General features: G+C 54.3%; 14 protein-coding genes. 9 read left to right on the forward strand and 5 right to left on the reverse strand.

Annotated features, from left to right (window positions below):
• Window positions 1-84: 84 nt before the first annotated feature.
• Window positions 85-1,818 carry a lysine--tRNA ligase gene (gene lysS / locus KM934_RS04375; protein ID WP_215759405.1) on the reverse strand — a complete coding sequence of 578 codons (1,734 nt, stop codon included), beginning with the start codon at window positions 1,816-1,818 and terminating at the stop codon, window positions 85-87.
• A gap of 257 nt (window positions 1,819-2,075) precedes the next feature.
• On the opposite strand from lysS, the gene KM934_RS04380 reads away from it, so the two are divergent.
• Genes KM934_RS04380 through KM934_RS04390 form a run of 3 tightly spaced genes read left to right on the forward strand, consistent with a single transcriptional unit; the run spans window position 2,076 to window position 4,168 of the window.
• Complete coding sequence (locus KM934_RS04380; protein ID WP_215759406.1) at window positions 2,076-3,056, forward strand: SPFH domain-containing protein; 981 nt, start codon at window positions 2,076-2,078, stop codon at window positions 3,054-3,056.
• A gap of 12 nt (window positions 3,057-3,068) precedes the next feature.
• Window positions 3,069-3,287: a DNA-binding protein gene (locus tag KM934_RS04385; protein WP_215759407.1), complete on the forward strand. Its 219-nt coding sequence runs from the start codon at window positions 3,069-3,071 to the stop codon at window positions 3,285-3,287.
• A gap of 53 nt (window positions 3,288-3,340) precedes the next feature.
• Window positions 3,341-4,168: a hypothetical protein gene (locus KM934_RS04390; RefSeq protein WP_215759408.1), complete on the forward strand. Its 828-nt coding sequence runs from the start codon at window positions 3,341-3,343 to the stop codon at window positions 4,166-4,168.
• A gap of 178 nt (window positions 4,169-4,346) precedes the next feature.
• Here KM934_RS04390 and KM934_RS04395 read toward each other — a convergent pair whose 3' ends face one another.
• Window positions 4,347-5,306, reverse strand: a complete 960-nt coding sequence (locus KM934_RS04395; RefSeq protein ID WP_215759409.1) for a DMT family transporter — start codon at window positions 5,304-5,306, stop codon at window positions 4,347-4,349.
• Window positions 5,307-5,883: 577 nt separating this feature from the next.
• Here KM934_RS04395 and KM934_RS04400 point away from each other — a divergent pair.
• Window positions 5,884-6,606: a hypothetical protein gene (locus tag KM934_RS04400; RefSeq protein ID WP_215759410.1), complete on the forward strand. Its 723-nt coding sequence runs from the start codon at window positions 5,884-5,886 to the stop codon at window positions 6,604-6,606.
• A gap of 23 nt (window positions 6,607-6,629) precedes the next feature.
• Window positions 6,630-8,747 (forward strand): outer membrane beta-barrel protein, encoded by a 2,118-nt coding sequence (locus tag KM934_RS13280; RefSeq protein ID WP_215759411.1) that lies wholly within the window; start codon window positions 6,630-6,632, stop codon window positions 8,745-8,747.
• A gap of 412 nt (window positions 8,748-9,159) precedes the next feature.
• Here KM934_RS13280 and rsgA read toward each other — a convergent pair whose 3' ends face one another.
• From rsgA to rsmA, 3 genes are all read right to left on the reverse strand, one after another.
• Entirely contained in the window at window positions 9,160-10,092 is a 933-nt protein-coding gene (rsgA, locus tag KM934_RS04410) for a ribosome small subunit-dependent GTPase A (protein WP_215759412.1), read from the reverse strand.
• A 3-nt stretch (window positions 10,093-10,095) separates the two neighbouring features.
• Window positions 10,096-10,656 carry a ribosome recycling factor gene (gene frr, locus KM934_RS04415; RefSeq protein ID WP_215759413.1) on the reverse strand — a complete coding sequence of 187 codons (561 nt, stop codon included), beginning with the start codon at window positions 10,654-10,656 and terminating at the stop codon, window positions 10,096-10,098.
• A 74-nt stretch (window positions 10,657-10,730) separates the two neighbouring features.
• Window positions 10,731-11,531, reverse strand: a complete 801-nt coding sequence (gene rsmA / locus KM934_RS04420) for a 16S rRNA (adenine(1518)-N(6)/adenine(1519)-N(6))-dimethyltransferase RsmA (protein WP_215759414.1) — start codon at window positions 11,529-11,531, stop codon at window positions 10,731-10,733.
• A 2,001-nt stretch (window positions 11,532-13,532) separates the two neighbouring features.
• On the opposite strand from rsmA, the gene KM934_RS04425 reads away from it, so the two are divergent.
• The 4 genes from KM934_RS04425 to KM934_RS04440 all read left to right on the forward strand — a co-directional run bounded on the left by KM934_RS04425 (window position 13,533) and on the right by KM934_RS04440 (window position 18,230).
• Window positions 13,533-14,537 (forward strand): lysylphosphatidylglycerol synthase transmembrane domain-containing protein, encoded by a 1,005-nt coding sequence (locus KM934_RS04425; protein ID WP_215759415.1) that lies wholly within the window; start codon window positions 13,533-13,535, stop codon window positions 14,535-14,537.
• Between the two features lie 27 nt (window positions 14,538-14,564).
• Window positions 14,565-16,019, forward strand: coding sequence for an aminoacyl-histidine dipeptidase (locus tag KM934_RS04430; protein WP_215759416.1), 1,455 nt, complete (start codon window positions 14,565-14,567; stop codon window positions 16,017-16,019).
• Between the two features lie 254 nt (window positions 16,020-16,273).
• The gene (locus tag KM934_RS04435) at window positions 16,274-17,200 is read left to right on the forward strand and encodes a magnesium transporter CorA family protein (protein ID WP_215759417.1); all 927 of its coding nucleotides are present in this window, start codon (window positions 16,274-16,276) and stop codon (window positions 17,198-17,200) included.
• A 487-nt stretch (window positions 17,201-17,687) separates the two neighbouring features.
• Complete coding sequence (locus KM934_RS04440) at window positions 17,688-18,230, forward strand: tetratricopeptide repeat protein (protein ID WP_215759418.1); 543 nt, start codon at window positions 17,688-17,690, stop codon at window positions 18,228-18,230.
• Window positions 18,231-18,373 lie beyond the last annotated feature (143 nt).

Consider the following 18,373-nt stretch of genomic DNA (forward strand, 5'->3'; position numbering starts at 1 on the left):
AGCATTCCTCCCACTTTCATGGGAGGATTGTCTGATTACACAACGGTGGTTCCCTTTGGCGGTCGCCACCCGCGAAGCTTATTCTCAGGCCTTAGCCCCGTCGATCCATTTCTGGATCTCCTCGACAGAAGGCTTCTCGTAGCCCAACTTGTATTTCTTGTTGATGTCGCCCAACTTCTGCTGCAAGCCTTGCGCCTTCTGGTCCTTGATGTCGGAAATGAGGTTGAATCCAGCCTTACGCAACACGTAAACCCAGTTTTCCTCCACACCGAGCTCGGCCCATTCCTTCACAGTGCTCTGCGGCATCTTGGCCTCGGGCTTCAACTGCGGGAAGGGCATTACCTCTTGGATGTTCTCCTTACCCGTTACGAGCATAACGAGACGGTCGATACCGATACCGATGCCACTTGTTGGAGGCATGCCATACTGCAGGGCGCGCAGGAAGTCGTGGTCGATGACCATGGCCTCATCGTCGCCCTTGTCGGCAAGCTTCATCTGGTCGATGAAACGCTGTTCCTGGTCAATGGGGTCGTTGAGCTCCGAGTAGGCGTTGGCCAGCTCCTTACCGTTGACCATCAGCTCGAAGCGTTCGGTCAGTCCGGGCTTTGAGCGGTGCATCTTCGTGAGCGGCGACATCTCCACAGGATAGTCGATGATGAAGGTCGGCTGAATGAAGGTACCCTCGCAATACTCGCCGAAGATCTCGTCGATGAGCTTACCCTTGCCGGCAGTCTCGTCCACGGTCTCAATCTTGAGTTTGTTCAAGGCGATGTCGCGAATTTCCTCCTCGCTCAGTCCGTTGAGGTCGTAGCCTGTCTTCTCCTTGATGGCGTCGAGGATAGGTATACGCTTGAAGGGAGCCTTGTAGCTGATGGTCTTGCCTTGGTATTCCACCTCGTCTGTTCCATTGACGGCAACGCAGATGGTCTCGAGCAATTTCTCGGTGAACTTCATCATCCAGTTGTAGTCCTTATAGGGCACATATAGCTCCATGCAGGTAAACTCGGGGTTGTGGAACTTGTCCATTCCCTCGTTACGGAAGTTCTTTCCGATCTCATACACGCCATCGAAGCCACCCACGATGAGTCGCTTCAGATAGAGCTCGGTAGCGATACGCATGTACATATCGGTGTCGAGCGCATTGAAATGGGTGATGAACGGGCGTGCCGATGCTCCACCCGGTATGTTCTGCAGGATAGGTGTTTCCACCTCGGTATATCCATGCTTGTCGAAGAAGTCGCGCATGGTGCGCAGCACGGTGGCTCGCTTGATGAACGTTTCCTTCACGCCATCGTTGACCACGAGGTCCACGTAGCGCTGGCGGGCGCGCATCTCCGGGTCGTCAAACTTGTCGTAAGCCACACCATCCTTATACTTCACGATGGGCAGCGGCTTCAGGCTCTTGCTCAGCATTGTCAGCTCCTCCACATGCACAGAGATCTCTCCCATCTGTGTGCGGAAGGCATATCCCTTGACACCCACGATGTCGCCGATGTCCATGAGCTTCTTGAATACCTTATTATATAAGTCCTTGTCCTCACCGGGGCAAAGGTCGTCGCGTGAGATGTAGAGCTGAATGCGGCCCTTGCCGTCCTGGAGCTCAGCGAATGAGGCCTTACCCATGATTCGCTTCGTCATCAGTCGTCCGGCGATGGTCACTTCGCGTTTCTCGTCGTCCTTGAAGTTAGCCTTGATATCCTCACTGGTGGCATTCACGGGAAACTCGGCGGCGGGATAGGGGTCGATGCCCATATTGCGCAGCTCCTGCAGGCTTTGGCGGCGGCCAATCTCCTGCTCACTTAACTCTAAAATGTTCATAAGTCCTTGTTAATCGAATATATTCTTACGGTGTGCAAAGGTAATAAAAAACAATTGAAACTATGTCGTTTTTAATAATAAATAACCTCGCGCATCGCCATGCTTCCACTCCGCCCCACCCCAACAAGCGCCCCATGCAGTCATAACAAGTGTTAAATAATAGGGCAAACTCTTGACGGGAATCTCGTTTTTACATATCTTTGCGATATCATAATGATATTATACTGAACCCAATATCTCATCAAACAAACTTCAATATGGAAACAACAAAAACAACACAAGCCGTTTCCTCGCCCGCGACCAGCGGCGAGCGCAGTTTCGAGGGCTACACCATGAATGGTTTCTTAGCGCTCTTCATCATTCTCGCCCTGATTTTGGCCGTAGGCGGATGGCTCATCTTGAGCATCATTGCTGAGAATTCCGTGCCCTGCGTCATCAGTTCCCTCCTCCTCGTCTGCCTTCTGTTTTGCGCCAAAGGTTTTGTGCAGCAAGAGCCCAACGAGGCACGTGTCATGATGTTCTTCGGCAAGTACAAGGGCACGTTCAAGAGCGTGGGCTTCTATTGGATGAACCCATTCATCAACACAAAGCGCCTCTCCCTTCGCTCGCGCAACATCGACGCCGAGCCCATCAAGGTCAACGACAAGCAGGGCAACCCGGTGATGATTGGCCATGTGCTGGTGTGGCGCCTGAAAGACACCTACAAAGCCATGTTTGAGATCGACTCTCAGACCATGGCTCGCAACACGGCTTCCGTGGGCACCGATGTAAACAGCATCATGAGCGCGTTCGAGAACTTCGTGAAGATTCAGAGCGACGCTGCCCTGCGCCAGGTGGCCGGCCTCTATTCGTACGATAACAACGAGAGCAGCGACGAGGTGACGCTGCGCGGTGGTGGCGACATCATCAACAAGCAACTGGAGGAGCGCCTCGACGAGCGCCTCAACATGGCGGGCATCGAGATTGTGGAGGCGCGCATCAACTACCTGGCCTACGCTCCCGAGATTGCCGCCGTGATGCTGCGTCGCCAGCAGGCCGATGCCATCATCGCTGCTCGCGAGAAGATCGTGGAGGGTGCCGTCAGCATGGTGAAGATGGCGCTCGACCGCCTCTCATCCGAGCAGGTGGTGGAGCTCGACGACGACAAGAAGGCGTCGATGGTCTCCAACCTCTTGGTGGTGCTCTGCGGCGACGACAGCGCCCAACCCGTGGTCAACACAGGCTCTCTCAACATGTAATTCTCTTGTTCTATGGCTAAAGCAACCAAAAGTTTTGTGCTCAGGCTCGACTCCGCCACGATGCAAGCGGTGGAGAAATGGGCTGCCGACGAGTTTCGGTCCACCAACGGCCAGTTGCAGTGGATCGTAGCCGACGCCTTACGGCGCAACCGCCGCCTGCCTAAGCACGCGCCGGCCAGTAGGCAGGGCGACAATCTTGAGGAGAGCGCCGAGGCCCAAACACAACACTAATCATCATCCGGCGGTGAGGGCCACACGCGCTCACTGCCGCTTACTTCCCATTCATGAAGCCTCTTATCTTAAGCACCCGCAACATCATTCCCACGGGCAACAAGGAACGCCCTGTCGTCGTGCGCCGCACATGGTCCAGCACCCTCATCAACGTGCTGTTGGGCATGCTTCTTCTCACCTTCAGCGTCTTGCACATCTGCGTCTCCGGCGTTGAGCACACCTTCCGCTTTTACTTCACGTCGGCACTGTCCGCACACGTCATCCTCATGTACTTCACCCACGCCGTGAAGGGCGAGCATCCCGAGAACAACCTCGACACCGAGGAGTTCACTTGCCTGCAACAGTATGCCTTGTTCATCTGGAAAGAGCGGCTGAAGAGCGCCAGCCTTGCCGTGGCCCTCATCTGCTGCTGCTTCAGCGACGACGACCTTGTGGGCGTCATTGGCATTCTGTTCTTGGCCTTTTTTTTCATAACGACATGGTATTTCAAACAGCAGATCAAACTTGCCGGACGGTTAGCGCCCGACCTGAACCTGTCGCCTCGCATACAGGTTGTGCTCGGCCTCTCGCCGCTGGCCGCCAAGTTGGAGAAGGTGGCGCTGGCCTCCATGGCCGTGGCGGTTGGTGTGGGTCTGTGGGGCGGCCTGTCGTCATTTCTCAACGATTCCAATAGCGGCATGCTCATCTGGGGCCTTTGCCTATCGTTCTGCGCTGTGGGGGTCACCTTCTCGCTCCGCAAGATGATGCGCCAACCCATCAGTCTGGCCGACCAAGACGAGGCCAACGAGGTGATGCGCGACCGTTGGATCGTTCCGCTCATCAGCCTCTGCATCAATGTCATAGGCTCCATCGTCTTCGTTGCCTTCCGCCTGTTTTGCTAACCCCCAGGCAACCGTTAGGCGTTCTGGCCGACGAGACGCATGGCCGACGCCCACATGGCCTCCCAAAACCAGTTGTCCCCCTCTCCCACATGTCGTGTGGAGGAGGGGGACAACTGGTTTTGGACATCCCGAGAGGCGATACGCCCATGAGCCGAATCGCGCGCATGGGCTATGGCGCTCACTCATGCTTCCTATGGAACGGGAAGCGGAGGCGGGGCGGCACAAAGCTGATGCGGTAGCGCTTGGGTGCCGCTTCTTGAGGCTTCTTGTCGCTTCGCGCCATGATGATGATGATAACGGCCGAGAGGACGAGCACAATGCCGATGGCGAGACGCAACGAGAAGGTCTCAGAGAACACCACGCAACCGATAAACACGCCCGTGACGGGTTCCAAGGCGCCCATGATGGCCGACGGCGTACTGCCGATGTTGTTGATCGACACGGTCATGAAATAGAGGCTCAGCACGGTGGGCAACAAGGCCAACTGGACGGCCGAGACCCACTGGCGCGTGCCGTGGAGCATCTGCAAATGCTCGCCCGACACAAACGAGAAGGCCACAATGGAAAACAGTCCGCCCAGCACAATCCAGAAGGTGAACTTCAAGGGCGAATAGCTGGTGGTCCACTGGTTTACGCTGATGATGTAAACGGCGTAGAGCAGCGAGGACAGCAGCACAAGCACCACGCCCACCGAGGAGAGCGCCACGTCGCCGTCGCCCCGATAGAGCATGGCTATGCCAAGGGTGGCCAAGGCTATGGAGAGCGTGGTGGTCAAGGTGATGCGCTCATGGAAGAACGCCACCATGAGCACCGCGGTCATGATGGGATAACTAAAGAGAATGGTCGAGGCAACGCCCACATCCATATAGTGGAAACTGAGGAAGAGGGCTATCGACGACAAGGCGAACACGCCGCCTAAGACGACAAAGCGGATGGCGTGGCCCCAACTGATGCGAAAGCTCTCGCCCTTCACCATCATCCACAAGGCGAAGAACACCACTGCCAAGCCATAGCGGTAAAACAACACCGAGGCTGAGTTGATGTCGTCCTGGTACAAATAGACGGCTCCCAACGGATTGGTGCCATAAAAGATAGCGGCCAGCACGCCAGCCACAAAACCTTTCACTTTTGAGTTCATGCGTTTTAAGCGATTTAAGTTAACCTTACATGATAGAATAAAACGATTGCAAAGGTAAGCATTTCCCCGTACGCCGCCAAGCAAACCCCAAGAAGATTGCCGAAAGGCCGCATATCAAAAAAAATAAGGAAAAAAACAAGCCAAACCCTTGCATGTTAAACCATTTTGCCCTATCTTTGCGATACAACAAGAATCTAAAACATCGAACTGAAAGCAGAACACCCCTCCCCAACCACAAACACCAATACTTTTTGGTATCATCTGCAAAAAATGGCGAGTGGCACAGCCTAACTAAAAACACAAGCCTATGGCAACAGTGCCCATATCAGTCGTTATGCCCGTCTATAATGGCGCTAAGCATATCAAGGAATGTTTGGAAAGCATACTTTGCCAATCATTCCAAGGCCTTAATAGGATCATTGTAATAGGTGCTCCCGTGGAATACCCCCCCTTAGTTACAACCATAATTCCTGCACAACTTGTTTCAGGAATCAATCCTCCGTTTGTTTCCCTACTTATTTTTCATCTGCTGCACATTGGTCCTCACAGGCTTTTGTGCAGTCATAACTGTAATTGTATGCGCAAATTACTCTTACTTATTTTTATCTTCACATCCTCTTTGGCTTTTGCCCAAAAGTATCATATAGACGGATTCATCAAGGACTCCTTTACGAAGGAAGATCTCGATTCCGCAACTGTGACGCTCATGAGCATGGACAGCACAGTAGTGGAGACCTTCTCGGCAAAGCGTTTCGGTTGGTGGCAGGTGTATCGCGACATCAAGGCCCCGGGCAAATACATCATGAAGTTTGAGCACGACGGCTATTACCCCGCCTATAAGAACGTCGACTTCAAATACACGAAGTACAGGCACACGGGCGACTCGTTTGGCGAGATACTGATGCACAAGATACGCATGAAGAAGGAGGTGACGCTGAAAGAAGTGGTCGTAACGGCAACCAAGCTGAAGATGGTGATGCGCGGCGACACCATCGTCTACGACGCCGACGCCTTCCAGCTGAGCTCAGGCTCGATGCTCGACAAGCTGATCCGTCTCCTTCCCGGTGCCCAGCTTGAGCCTGGAGGCGAGATTTACATCAACGGACAAAAAGTGGAAAGTCTGCTCGTAAACGGCGAGAATTTCTTCAACGGTGATCCCAAGGTCGCCTTGGACAACCTACCCCACTACATGGTCGACAAAATCAAGGTGTACCGCAAGATGGATGAGCGACTGATGGTCGCCTCCGACTTGCGGACGCTGCGCAAAGACCAGCTGCCCTTGGTGCTCGACGTGGGCTGAAGAAGGAGTACACCACCTCGTGGGTGGGCAACGCCACGGTGGGTTACGGAACCGACCACCACCATGAGGCACGCATGTTTGCCATGCGCTTCACCCCCAACTCGCACATCGCCATGGTGGGCAACAGCAACGACGTGCGAGGCGACAGCTACTACAGCTCTGATGGCAACTGGCAGGAGCCTTACGGAAACACGGCCGAGGTGACCACACATGAGGTGAAGGTCGACGGCATGCTGCGCGACGAGGACAAGAAGTGGAAACTGTCGGACCAGCTCTCGCTGAAGGCGCAGAAACGCGATTACCTCAGCAAGACGTCGAGCACCATGTTCCTGGGCGACGACGTGTACAGCCGCTACCTCTTTAACAACACCAACAAAAACATCAAGCTGGGCTTCAGCGGCACCAACAGCTACACGCCATCCAAGCAATTCACCCTCGACTTTACGCCCAAGGTCAGCTATTACCATTACGACAACAACTACACAAGCACATCGGCCGACTTCAACCGCCAGCTGACTGAGCGCTACATGGGCGAGGCTCTCGACAGCCTGTTTGGCGGAAACCTGGAGAGCGAATACCGCAAGATCCTCATCAGCTCACTGAAGAACCAATATTACGGCAAGGGCAACGAACTGACTGCCGAAGGCAAGGTTTCATCCTCCTATCGAATCAGGAACGACCGGTTGAGTTGGTCGCTGTCGGGTTACTACAACAACAAGAAGAACCGCAGTCTGAACAACTATGAGCGGGTGGAAAGCGCCAACGACATGGCGCGATTCTCCGACATGCCCCAACGCAACTACCGCTATGAGGGAAATATTGGATACGATTATTCACTTGACTTTCCTGCATTAATTCTATACATCTCTCCTCAATACGGCTTCAAACAGTCGTATGCCTCCGACAGCCGCTGGCACCACATCCTTGACGGGACAGAGGCATCGGCATGGGGACTTGACCAGTTGTACTCTAACCGCGACTCCATCTCACGGTACATCGACTATTCCAACAGCTACCGCTCACAGGCGTGGAACAAGACCAACACCATGGGGCTTGACTTTTCCTTCTATTTCAAACGCGAAGACTACAAGAATATCACACTTGACCCTTCCATACAGTTTCGCAACGTGTATGACCGCATCAGCTATACGCGCGCCCAGACAGACACTACCATCCGCAGGTCGCGTTGGCTGATGGAGCCATCGGTAGCCTTGCGCATCGACGCCAACACGGGAAATGATTTAGAATACCACTGGCGCCTCAACTACAAGTTGCAACACCAACTCCCATCGCTGCTTTATGCCGTGAACTACCGCGACGACGCAACACCGCTGCTCGTGCGCGAGAGCGGCTACAACCTGCCCAACACGCACCAACACACGGCGTCATTCAGCTACGAGCGCAAGATGATCAAGACGCAGCGATTCTTCAACACGTCGCTCACCTACAGGCTGTGGCAGAACATGCTGTGCCAGTCGATGCGCTACGACATGAGCACGGGTGTAACGACCTATCGTCCCGATGTCATTGCCGGCAACTGGGAACTAAGCGGACAGGCGCGCTACCAAATGCCGCTCGACAAGAAGCGCAAGGCATGGAAGCTGACCTCGCAGACCAACCTCAACTACCGTAACTTCCGCGACTATCTCAACTCCGCAAGCGCCACCACCTCGTTGGTGAGCTCGGTAAGAAGGTTCAGCGCCTCGGAGAGCCTCCAGGTGGGCTATTACCGCAATTACTACTCACTGACCGTCTCGGCCAACGTGTTCTACAACCACTCGGAGAGCGACCGCTTCGCCACGCTCAACGCCTTCGACTTCAACTACGGCGTCAACTACGGCATGCCACTGGTTTGGGGCATCGACTTCTACACCACCCTGAAGATGTACAGCCGAAGGGGCTATTCGGACGACAAGTACAACACCGACCAGTTTATCGTCAACTTCAACCTTGGCAAGGACATCTTCAAGGGAAAGGCACGCCTAAAGTTTGAGGTGTTCGACCTGCTGAACAAGATGTCCAACTACAGCTACAACATCAACGCGCAGATGCAACAGGAAACCTACACCAACCTGCTACGACGATACGCCATGGTGAGCTTGACTTACAGGTTCAGCCAAAAGAAGAAACACACCAAATAGCCATATAATCGAGAAGGAGGGTGTCAAAACAGCACGCCCAAAAAGGGGCAGAAGCGTTGAAACAGAGTCAATTAGACACGCTTTTGCCCTTAGCAGGGCGTGGCGTAGCGCTAACGGTTTACCCAGGGCGTCGCTTCGCTTGCCCTGGGCTATGCGCAACCTTGGGCTTTCAGCCCGCTTCGTTTGACTTTTGCCACACTCCCTTCTTTTGCGTTTAACCCCAAGCGGTCATCATAGACGACCGTACACCGACACCCGCCTTTGGCGCACATCAGGGCAAAAAGCGTGCTTGCCACGCAAGGGGAAAATGCCATAGGCCCGTCGGCTTGCACCAATGGGTAAGTGTAAATGGGGAGAATGGCGTTGGAAATAAAAAGCTTATTAGCCTCAGCGCCACGATGGGCGCGCAGGGCTAATAAGCTTCTCTGTATTTGTTTTCGTCTTTGTCTTGCAACATGGAGATGTAGCTGCGGTATCGGCTCTCGGCTATGTAGTGGTCTTCTACGGCTTTCCGCACGGCGCACCCGGGTTCATGGGTGTGTGTGCAGTTGTTGAAGCGGCAGTCTTTGGAGAACTTGAATATTTCCTTGAAGTAGCTTCCTATCTCCTCGGGCTCCATGTCGAACGATCCGAAGCCCTTGATGCCCGGTGTGTCGATGATCCATCCGCCGCCCGGCAGTGGCATCATCTCCGAGAAGGTGGTGGTGTGCATACCTGTGTCGTGGGCGTCGCTGATGTCGGCCACGCGCGCTCCCGCTCCGGGTATGAGCAGGTTGAGCAGGGTCGACTTGCCCACGCCGCTGTTGCCGCTGAGCAACGTTACGCGGTCGCCGAGCAGGGTGCGCAGGTCGTCGGTGCCCTCGCCGGTGGCCGCCGACACCTGTCGGCACTCGTAGCCCACGGTTTCGTAGAGCCTTACCATCAGTTCCTGGTAGCGTCGCTCCTCGTCGCTGAGCAGGTCGGTCTTGTTGAACACGAGCACCACGGGCACCGAGTAGGCCTCGGCTGACGCGAGGAACCGGTCGATGAAGGTGGTGGCGGTCTCCGGGTGTGCCACGGTGACCACCAGGAAGGCCTGGTCGACGTTGGCGGCAATGATATGGCTCTGCTTGGAGAGGTTGGTGGAGCGCCTCACGATGTAGTTGCGTCGGTCGTCGATGGCGGTGATGAGCGCCTGGCCCTCGGCGTTGACACAGATTTCCACACCGTCGCCCACGGCCACGGGGTTGGTGGACCGTATGCCTTTGAGGCGGAAGTTGCCTTTCACCTTGCTGTCCACCTCACGCCCATCGTCGGTGAGGACGGTGTACCAGAATCCTGTGTTCTTGATGACTGTGCCGTGCATTGCTTAGACAGTCATGATCTCTTTCTGCTTTCTTGCCAAGATGGCGTCGATGTCCTTGATATACTTGTCGTGGAGTTTCTGCAGGTCGGCCTCAGCGTCCTTGCTCTGGTCCTCCGACAGTCCGTCCTTCACAGCCTTCTTCAGCTTGTCTTTCACCTCTGAGCGCACGTTGCGCACCTCGACCTTTGTCTTCTCTCCGGTCTTGTTGCACTGCTTCACCAGTTCCTTACGACGCTCCTCGGTGGGCTGCGGCAGTCGCAGGATCACCATCTCGCCATTGTTCTCGGGCGTGATGCCCACGCCGCTGTCGAGGATTCCCTTCTCAATGTCCTTGATGGCCTTGCGGTCCCAGGGGCGGATGGTGATGGTGCGTGCGTCGGGCACCAACACGTTGCCCACCTGGTTGAGGGGCACGGTCTGTCCGTAGGCGGTTACTCGCACGCCATCGAGGATGGCGGCATTGGCACGGCCGGCGCGCACGCGGGCCAACTCTTCTTCGAGATACTTCGACGCCTTCTGCATGCGAGCCTCAGCGTCCTTCAATGTTTGCTTTACGTCTATCATGTGTTTTTGCTGAATTGTTTCTTTGCACAAATTTAGGGATTATTTCCTAATGATGCAACTAATTGGCTAAAAATTTATGGCTTGGGCATTACTTCTGCCACTCGGTTGGTGAGGTCCACAAACTGCGCCACGGTGAGTTGCTCGGGCCGGCGCGTCATGATGTCCTGTGCGAAGAAGGCGGCGTCGGGCATTTGGTCCTTGCCAAAGAGGGGCTTGAGCGACACGCGCAGCATCTTGCGGCGCTGGTTGAAGGCGGTCTTCACCACGCGCTTGAAGAGGCTCTCGTCGCACCCGAGGTTCTCCACGCCGTTGCGCGTCATGCGGATAACGGCGCTCTTCACCTTGGGCGGCGGGTTGAACACGTCCTCGTCGACGGTGAAGAGATACTCCACGTCGTACCACGCCTGTATCATCACGCTGAGGATGCCGTAGGCCTTGTTGCCGGGCTCGGAGGCGATGCGCTGGGCCACCTCGCGCTGTATCATGCCCGTGCAGCAGGGAATGAGGTCCTTGTAGTCGAGCATCTTGAAAAAGATCTGCGAGGAGATGTCGTAGGGATAGTTGCCCGTCAGCACAAACTGCTTTCCGCCAAACACCTGGTTGAGGTCCATGCGCAGGAAATCCTCGCCCAGGATCTGGTCGCGCAACTGGGGATAGGTGGCGTTGAGGTAGGCCACGCTCTCATCGTCGATCTCCACGGCTTTCACCTCGCGCGGTTTCTGCACCAGGTACTGCGTGAGCACGCCCATGCCCGGCCCTATCTCGAGCACGGGAATATCGGGGCAGGCATCCACCGTGTCGGCGATGCGGCGCGCTATGTTGAGGTCGGTCAGGAAGTGCTGACCCAGGTTTTTCTTTGGCCTAACTTTTTTCATGTTTATCGTTTTTGCGGATTGTGTGCTCCTTCCATCATGCGCAAAATTACGAAATTTTATCCATTCCACCGCATGACGAGCGCGATAAGTGAGTGGGCAATACCGAAAAAGGCAAGAATGATTAAGCCCATCACATGCGTGCATCTCAAACGGCCCGATGGCCGAGGTGCGAATTGATGATGATTTAATCGGACAAAAAGTAAAATACCGTAACAAAAATATTTTTTATTTTAGCGTCATTCGTCGACTTCCAAACCGCTGGGCGAGGCGGATGGGTGGTAGGTGGCGCATGGGAAGGACCCGAATGGTGACAAGGGGTGGTTTTACCCACATAAATACAGGGATTTTTTGCGAAAGATGCCTAACCGAGTTGCGCCTGGGCACCTTTCGTCACTCGATACATGCCTAACCGAGGCTCGATACATGCCTAACCCCAACTCAATACATGCCTAAACGCAACGGGAAACCTATGGTTTTTATTACAAATTAGGCATCTTTGGAGGTTGGTGATGTGAGACGAGCACCCCCAAAAAGGGGTCTTTTCCTATGGTTTTTCACCCCAAAACAGGGGCAAAAGAGGGCCTTTGGCTGCCACACTAAACACAACCAACTGATAGTCAGCACTTTGCAAACAGCCCGCCATGGGCGTATTTCAGGGCGAAGGCGCGGTGGTGGAAAACGCGGTCCTTCTCAGAGGCCATCCGCATGAGTTTTGTTTTACACCGCACCATGGCCGCCACAACAGGAAAAGGCTGGGACTCCACGTGGGAACCCCAGCCTTCTTTATCGAATCAAAACTAATAGTCAAAATTAAAAAGCGGCTGTCCGCTTACTTGGCACCCTCCACCATGTGGTTCATAACCAATGCCAGGGCTGAAGCACCTACGAACATGACAGCTGCAATTGTGATAAATGTCATCATACTCATAACTTTTTCCTTTCTCTGTTTTTTTAATTTTCTAATCACCACCCCTTGTGGGCGGCCTTTCTTTTTCCCGCTTGCGCGGTGTTACTTGAATTACAATCTTCTTGTCTTTCGACGATGCAAAGATACAAAAAGCGTGCTGTGTGCGCAAACAGTAGGCTAAAATCGTGTGTTTTTCCTATATTTAATTGACCGATATCAACTCGCTTGACGTATGTCAGCGCCCCCGTTTGACATAGGTCAAGCCTAAGTCGGCAGTTTGCCGCCGGCTTCTTTCAGATTCCAACTCACGATGGACACCCTTGCCTTTGGCTATGTAATTCCCGCTATTAGGGCTTACTCGGGAGTTCCACCCGTTAGACAATGCTCATGCCGAGCATACAGAAAGGCTGGGACTCCACGTGGGAACCCCAGCCTTCTTTATCGAATCAAAACTAAAAATCAAATTAAAAAGCGGCTGTCCGCTTACTTGGCACCCTCCACCATGTGGTCCATAACCAATGCCAGGGCTGAAGCACCTACGAACATGACAGCTGCAATTGTGATAAATGTCATCATACTCATAACTTTTTCCTTTCTCTGTTTTTTTAATTTTCTAATCGCCACCCCTTGTGGGCGGCCTTTCATTTTTCCGCTTGCGCGGTGTTACTTGAATTACAATCTTCTTGTCTTTCGACGATGCAAAGGTACAAAAAGCGTGCTGTGTGCGCAAACAGCAGGCTAAAATCGTGTGTTTTTCCTATATTTAATTGACCCGCGTCAATTCGCTTGACGCATATCAACGCCCCCGTTTGACATAGGTCAAGCCTAAGTCGGCAGCATGCGCCTATATGTCATTCAGCGTGTGCCATCGGCCATTTTGGCACGCCACGGCGGCCCACCCCGTCCCCTACCATGCCACTGGCAGATGGAATAAAGAGGTGGAAAATCAAAAAAAAGTTTATTTCCTTTGCCGTTCGACCGATTTACACTATCTTTGTACTAATAAAGTTGCATCACAGCATAACACAGATTGCATTCGGCGCAGCACGCGCAAACGCCCATTGCGCCCTATGGCAAGACCTTGATAGAAATAAATGAAAAAGACCCTCTGCGACATTCTCAAAGTGGCGCTGTCGTTGATACTCGGCGGTGCCATTCTCTATTGGATGTATCGCGACTTCGATTTCCATCGCATGGAGCACGTGCTGTTCCACGAGATGAGCTGGACATGGATGCTACTGTCGTTCCCATTCGGCATCATGGCGCAAGCCTTCCGTGGCTGGCGATGGCGGCAAACGCTGGAGCCCGTGGGCGAGAAGCCCCGCACCGCCGTGGCGATCAACTCCGTGTTCCTGTCGTATGCCGTAAGCCTGATCATACCGCGCATCGGCGAGTTTGCACGGTGCGGCGTGCTCAAACGGTGGGACGGCGTGTCGTTTCCCAAAGCCCTGGGCACCGTGGTGACAGAGCGGGCCATCGACTCGACGCTCATCCTCGTGGTAACGGGCGTCACGCTGCTCTGCCAATTCAGCATCTTCGACACCTTCTTCAAGAAGACGGGCACACGCGTCGACGAGATGCTGGCCAGCTTCTCCTCCACAGGATGGATGGTGACGGCCATCTGCGGCGTGGCGGTAATCATACTGCTGTGGTACCTGCTGCGCAGCATGGCCATATATAATAAGGTGAAAGGAATATTCCTCGGACTGTGGCAAGGCGTGCTGTCGGTGCGCTACGTGAAGAACGTGCCGCTCTTCATCGGCCTCACGGCGGCCATCTGGCTGAGCTATTTCCTCCACTACTACCTCACGTTCTTCTGCTTCGACGCCACCTCCCACCTGGGAATGAGCAGCGCCCTGGTGACCTTCATCGTGGGATCGATAGCCGTGGTGGTGCCCACGCCCAACGGAGCAGGGCCCTGGCACTTCGCCGTGAAGACCATGCTCATGCTCTATGGCGTGGGAGCCAACGACGCGCTCTTCTTCGTGCTCATCGTGCACACGGTGCAGACACTGCTGGTGGTGCTCCTCGGCGTTTACGCCTGGCTGGCGCTCTCGTTCACACGCAAGCGGTCGGCCATGGCGCCACACACAGCCTGATTCCATTAACTTTTAAAACATAATATTATGAGTGAAATCGCAAACCTGAAACCCGCCGCCATCTGGCGCAACTTCCATGCGCTGACACAGGTGCCACGTCCGTCAGGACATCTTGAGAAAGTACAGCAGTTCCTGCTCGACTGGGCCAAGGAGCACAACGTGGAGGCCTTCCAAGACCCCGCCGGCAACATCGTGATGCGCAAGCCCGCCACACCGGGCTACGAGGACCGCAAGGTGGTCTTGCTGCAGGCACACATGGACATGGTGCCGCAGAAAACGCCCGAGAGCACGCACAACTTCGAGACCGATCCCATCGAGACCTACATCGAGGACGGATGGGTGCATGCACGCGGCACCACGCTGGGCTCTGACGACGGCATCGGCGTGGCAGCCATCATGGGTGTGATGGAGAGCGCCGACCTGAAGCACGGACCCGTGGAGGCGCTCATCACGCGCGACGAGGAGACCGGCATGTACGGCGCCAACGAACTGCCGGAGGGCGAGTTGCACTCTGACATCCTCATAAACCTCGACTCGGAGCTCTGGGGCAAGTTTGTCATCGGCTCAGCCGGAGGCATCGACGTGACCTCATCACTCGAGTACAAGCCCGTGGCCAACAACCAGGAGAAGGCCGTGCGCGTCACGCTGAAAGGACTGCGCGGCGGACACAGCGGACTGGAGATCAACGAGGGACGCGCCAACGCCAACAAGGAGATGGTGCGCCTGGTGCGCAAGGCCATCGCCGAGACGGGCGCACGCCTGGCCTCATGGCACGGCGGCAACATGCGCAACGCCATCCCCTTCAAGGCCGAAGTGGTCGTGGCCCTGCCCGCCGACCAGGTGGAAGCCCTGAAAGCTCTCGTGGACAAGCAGCGCGCCATCATCGAGGATGAGTATCGCGGCATCGAGAAGAACGTAGAGTTCTTTGTCGAGGATGTGGAGAACCCCGCCGAACTGGTTCCGCAGGAGATACAGGACAACCTCGTGAACGCCATCTATGCCTGCCACAACGGCGTGGTGCGCATGATCCCGGCCTACCCCAACGTCGTGGAGACCTCTTCCAACCTCGCCATCATCGACATCGAGGCCGGAAAGGCCGTCATCAAGATCCTGGCACGCTCAAGCCGCGAGGACATGAAGGAGTATGTGGCCACCACGCTCGAGAGCTGCTTCGACATGGCCGGCATGAAGACCGAGCTCAGCGGCAGCTACGGCGGATGGGACCCCAACCCCGACAGCGAGATACTCAACCTCATGAGAAAGGTCTACAAGGACCAGACGGGCGAAGAGGCCATCGTACAGGCCGACCACGCCGGACTGGAGTGCTCGGTCATCCTGAGCAAGTATCCGGGCATGGACGTGGTGTCGTTTGGCCCCACACTGCTCTCGCCGCACACCACCACGGAGCGCTTCGAGATTGCCACCGCCGAGCCGTTCTGGAAGATGCTCATCGCCGTCCTGGAGCAGGCTCCGAAGAAGTAAACACACAAGCGGAGGTGCCACTTGCCATGGCAGCCTACCCCTGTGTGACAAAACGGATAAAATAACCAAGGGCGCGCAAAAAATAGAGTTTTTTGCGCGCCCTTTGGTTGTTTTTTTATAATTTTGCAGCCACAAAACCAATATCACAAAACAAATGGACGATTATCACGCGGACAATTTCAACCAATGACGTGAGGATCAGACGCAGACGCGGCTAATCCCCACAACATGTTTAATGACGGAGATTAGCTACAATGAAGACATATTGGAACATTGAAAAGACCCTGAAAGCCATTCCCGAATGGCAACCCAACTGCTGGATTCAAGTGACATGCCCCACCGACGAGGACCAGCGAGAACTCGAAGAGAAGTTCAACATACCCGATTATTTCCTCAGCGACATCAGCGATACCGATGAGCGCGCACGCTATGAGTACGACGACGGTTGGATGCTCATCATCCTGCGTATACCCTACGTCAAGGAGATACGGTCGCGCACGCCCTACACCACCGTGCCCCTCGGCATCATCCACAAGCGCGACGTAACCATCACGGTATGCTTCTACGAAACCAACATGATGATCGACTTCGTGTCGTATCAGCAGAAACGCGGTGAGGGATTCACCGACTACGTTGACATGATCTTCCGACTCTTCCTGTCGTCGGCCGTTTGGTACCTCAAACGGTTGAAGCAAATCAACGCGCTCATCGAGAAAGCCAAGCACAACCTCGACCACGAGGTGAACAACGAGAGCCTCATCGGACTATCAAGGCTGCAAGACTCGCTCACATTCTTCATCACCTCCATCAGGGGAAACGAGAACCTGCTGCAGAAACTGAAGTTCAAGCTGCAGGTGGACGAGCTCGACGCAGACCTCATCGAAGACGTCAACATCGAGATGACGCAGGCAAGAGAAACCACCAGCATCTACTCAGACATCCTGGAGTCGACCATGGACACCTACTCGAGCATCATCAACAACAATATGAACACGGTGATGCGTACGCTCACCTCCGTCACCATCATCATGATGTCGGCAACGTTCATCGCATCACTTTATGGCATGAACGTAATCAACGGACTGGAAGAAAACTCATGGGGATTCGCCATTACGCTCGTCATGTCGTTCGCCGTCAGCGCCCTCTGCTGGGTGGTGCTGCGATACAAGCGGTTGCTGTGAGCCATCCTGCCTGAGCAAACCACACGCCTTTTTGTTACGACAACGGGGCGGTAGGTTCCTTGCGAGCTTACCGTCTCCACCTCTATTCACGCCACAAGCCACAAAAGACACGATGCGTCTTTTATGTCCATGCCTTACAGCAGAAGGTTGGGCACATGACATGCAACATGACACGCTGAAGGCTCGTGTTGCATATTCCCAGGCGTTACGCATTTACAACTCGATCATAAAAAAAGATCCCAATATGTTCAACTTAGTCAACCGTGCTTTCATCATACAAGCGCTCCATGGGAAAAATGCCTACAACAAAGCACTTGACGAGATATTGGCCATCAGACATAACCACAAGGATTCACTGAAAGTGGAACAATATTGGAGGAAGGCGGATTATGACTCTATAAAGTCACAATTGCATTTTGCACAATAAGCGGATCAGAAAAACTCCACGGATACCAAAACACCTTTCATACACTTAAAACATAAACCTATGGTAACAGAGACTATCAAGACACTCTTTTTCATGGTGTGCGCGCTGTTGCTCACCTTGCTGCTGTGCAAGGCGAGAAACGACAGGCAACAGGAAGCCAAGCAAGAACGCTTTCAAGCCGGAATGCGTATTGACGCATTGATGCGCAGCCATGACTTCCAAAACCTGTATCCATGCCTCGACTCCCTGCACCGGGTATATCCGCAAGACCCGATGTTTTACACTCTTGAGGGAATGGCGCACGACTATCAGGGCGACCGCACCCAGGCACGCAAGGCCTTTGCCAAAGCCATTGAACTCTACGATGTCCTCATCAGCACCAAGCACAACTTTGACGACCGCATCAACCGAGCCAGCGTCATCCTATTCAAGGATGGCAAGATGGCTTACTTTCTGGCACTCGACGAGGTGCTCACCCATGCCAAGACCCCGCAAGAAGAGCAAGAGGTCAAGATGCTTAGGAAAATGGACTATGAGAATCTCCTCAAGGAATCATTCGGTGAGCCCGTCAAGGCCAAGATAACCGAAGAAGAGTATTATTAGCCAGATGGCCCTTGCCTTCGCCCAGCGATGAAAGGGCAAGGACCACAAAAAGGGCCATGCAACGAAAAAAAAACATCGATTTGTTGCCATATCCGTTTTTTTTGTTTAAGTTTGCAAAAAATAATTTAAAACATTGGTCGCCA

It is taken from the genome of Hallella faecis (assembly GCF_018789675.1).
GTDB lineage: Bacteria > Bacteroidota > Bacteroidia > Bacteroidales > Bacteroidaceae > Prevotella > Prevotella faecis.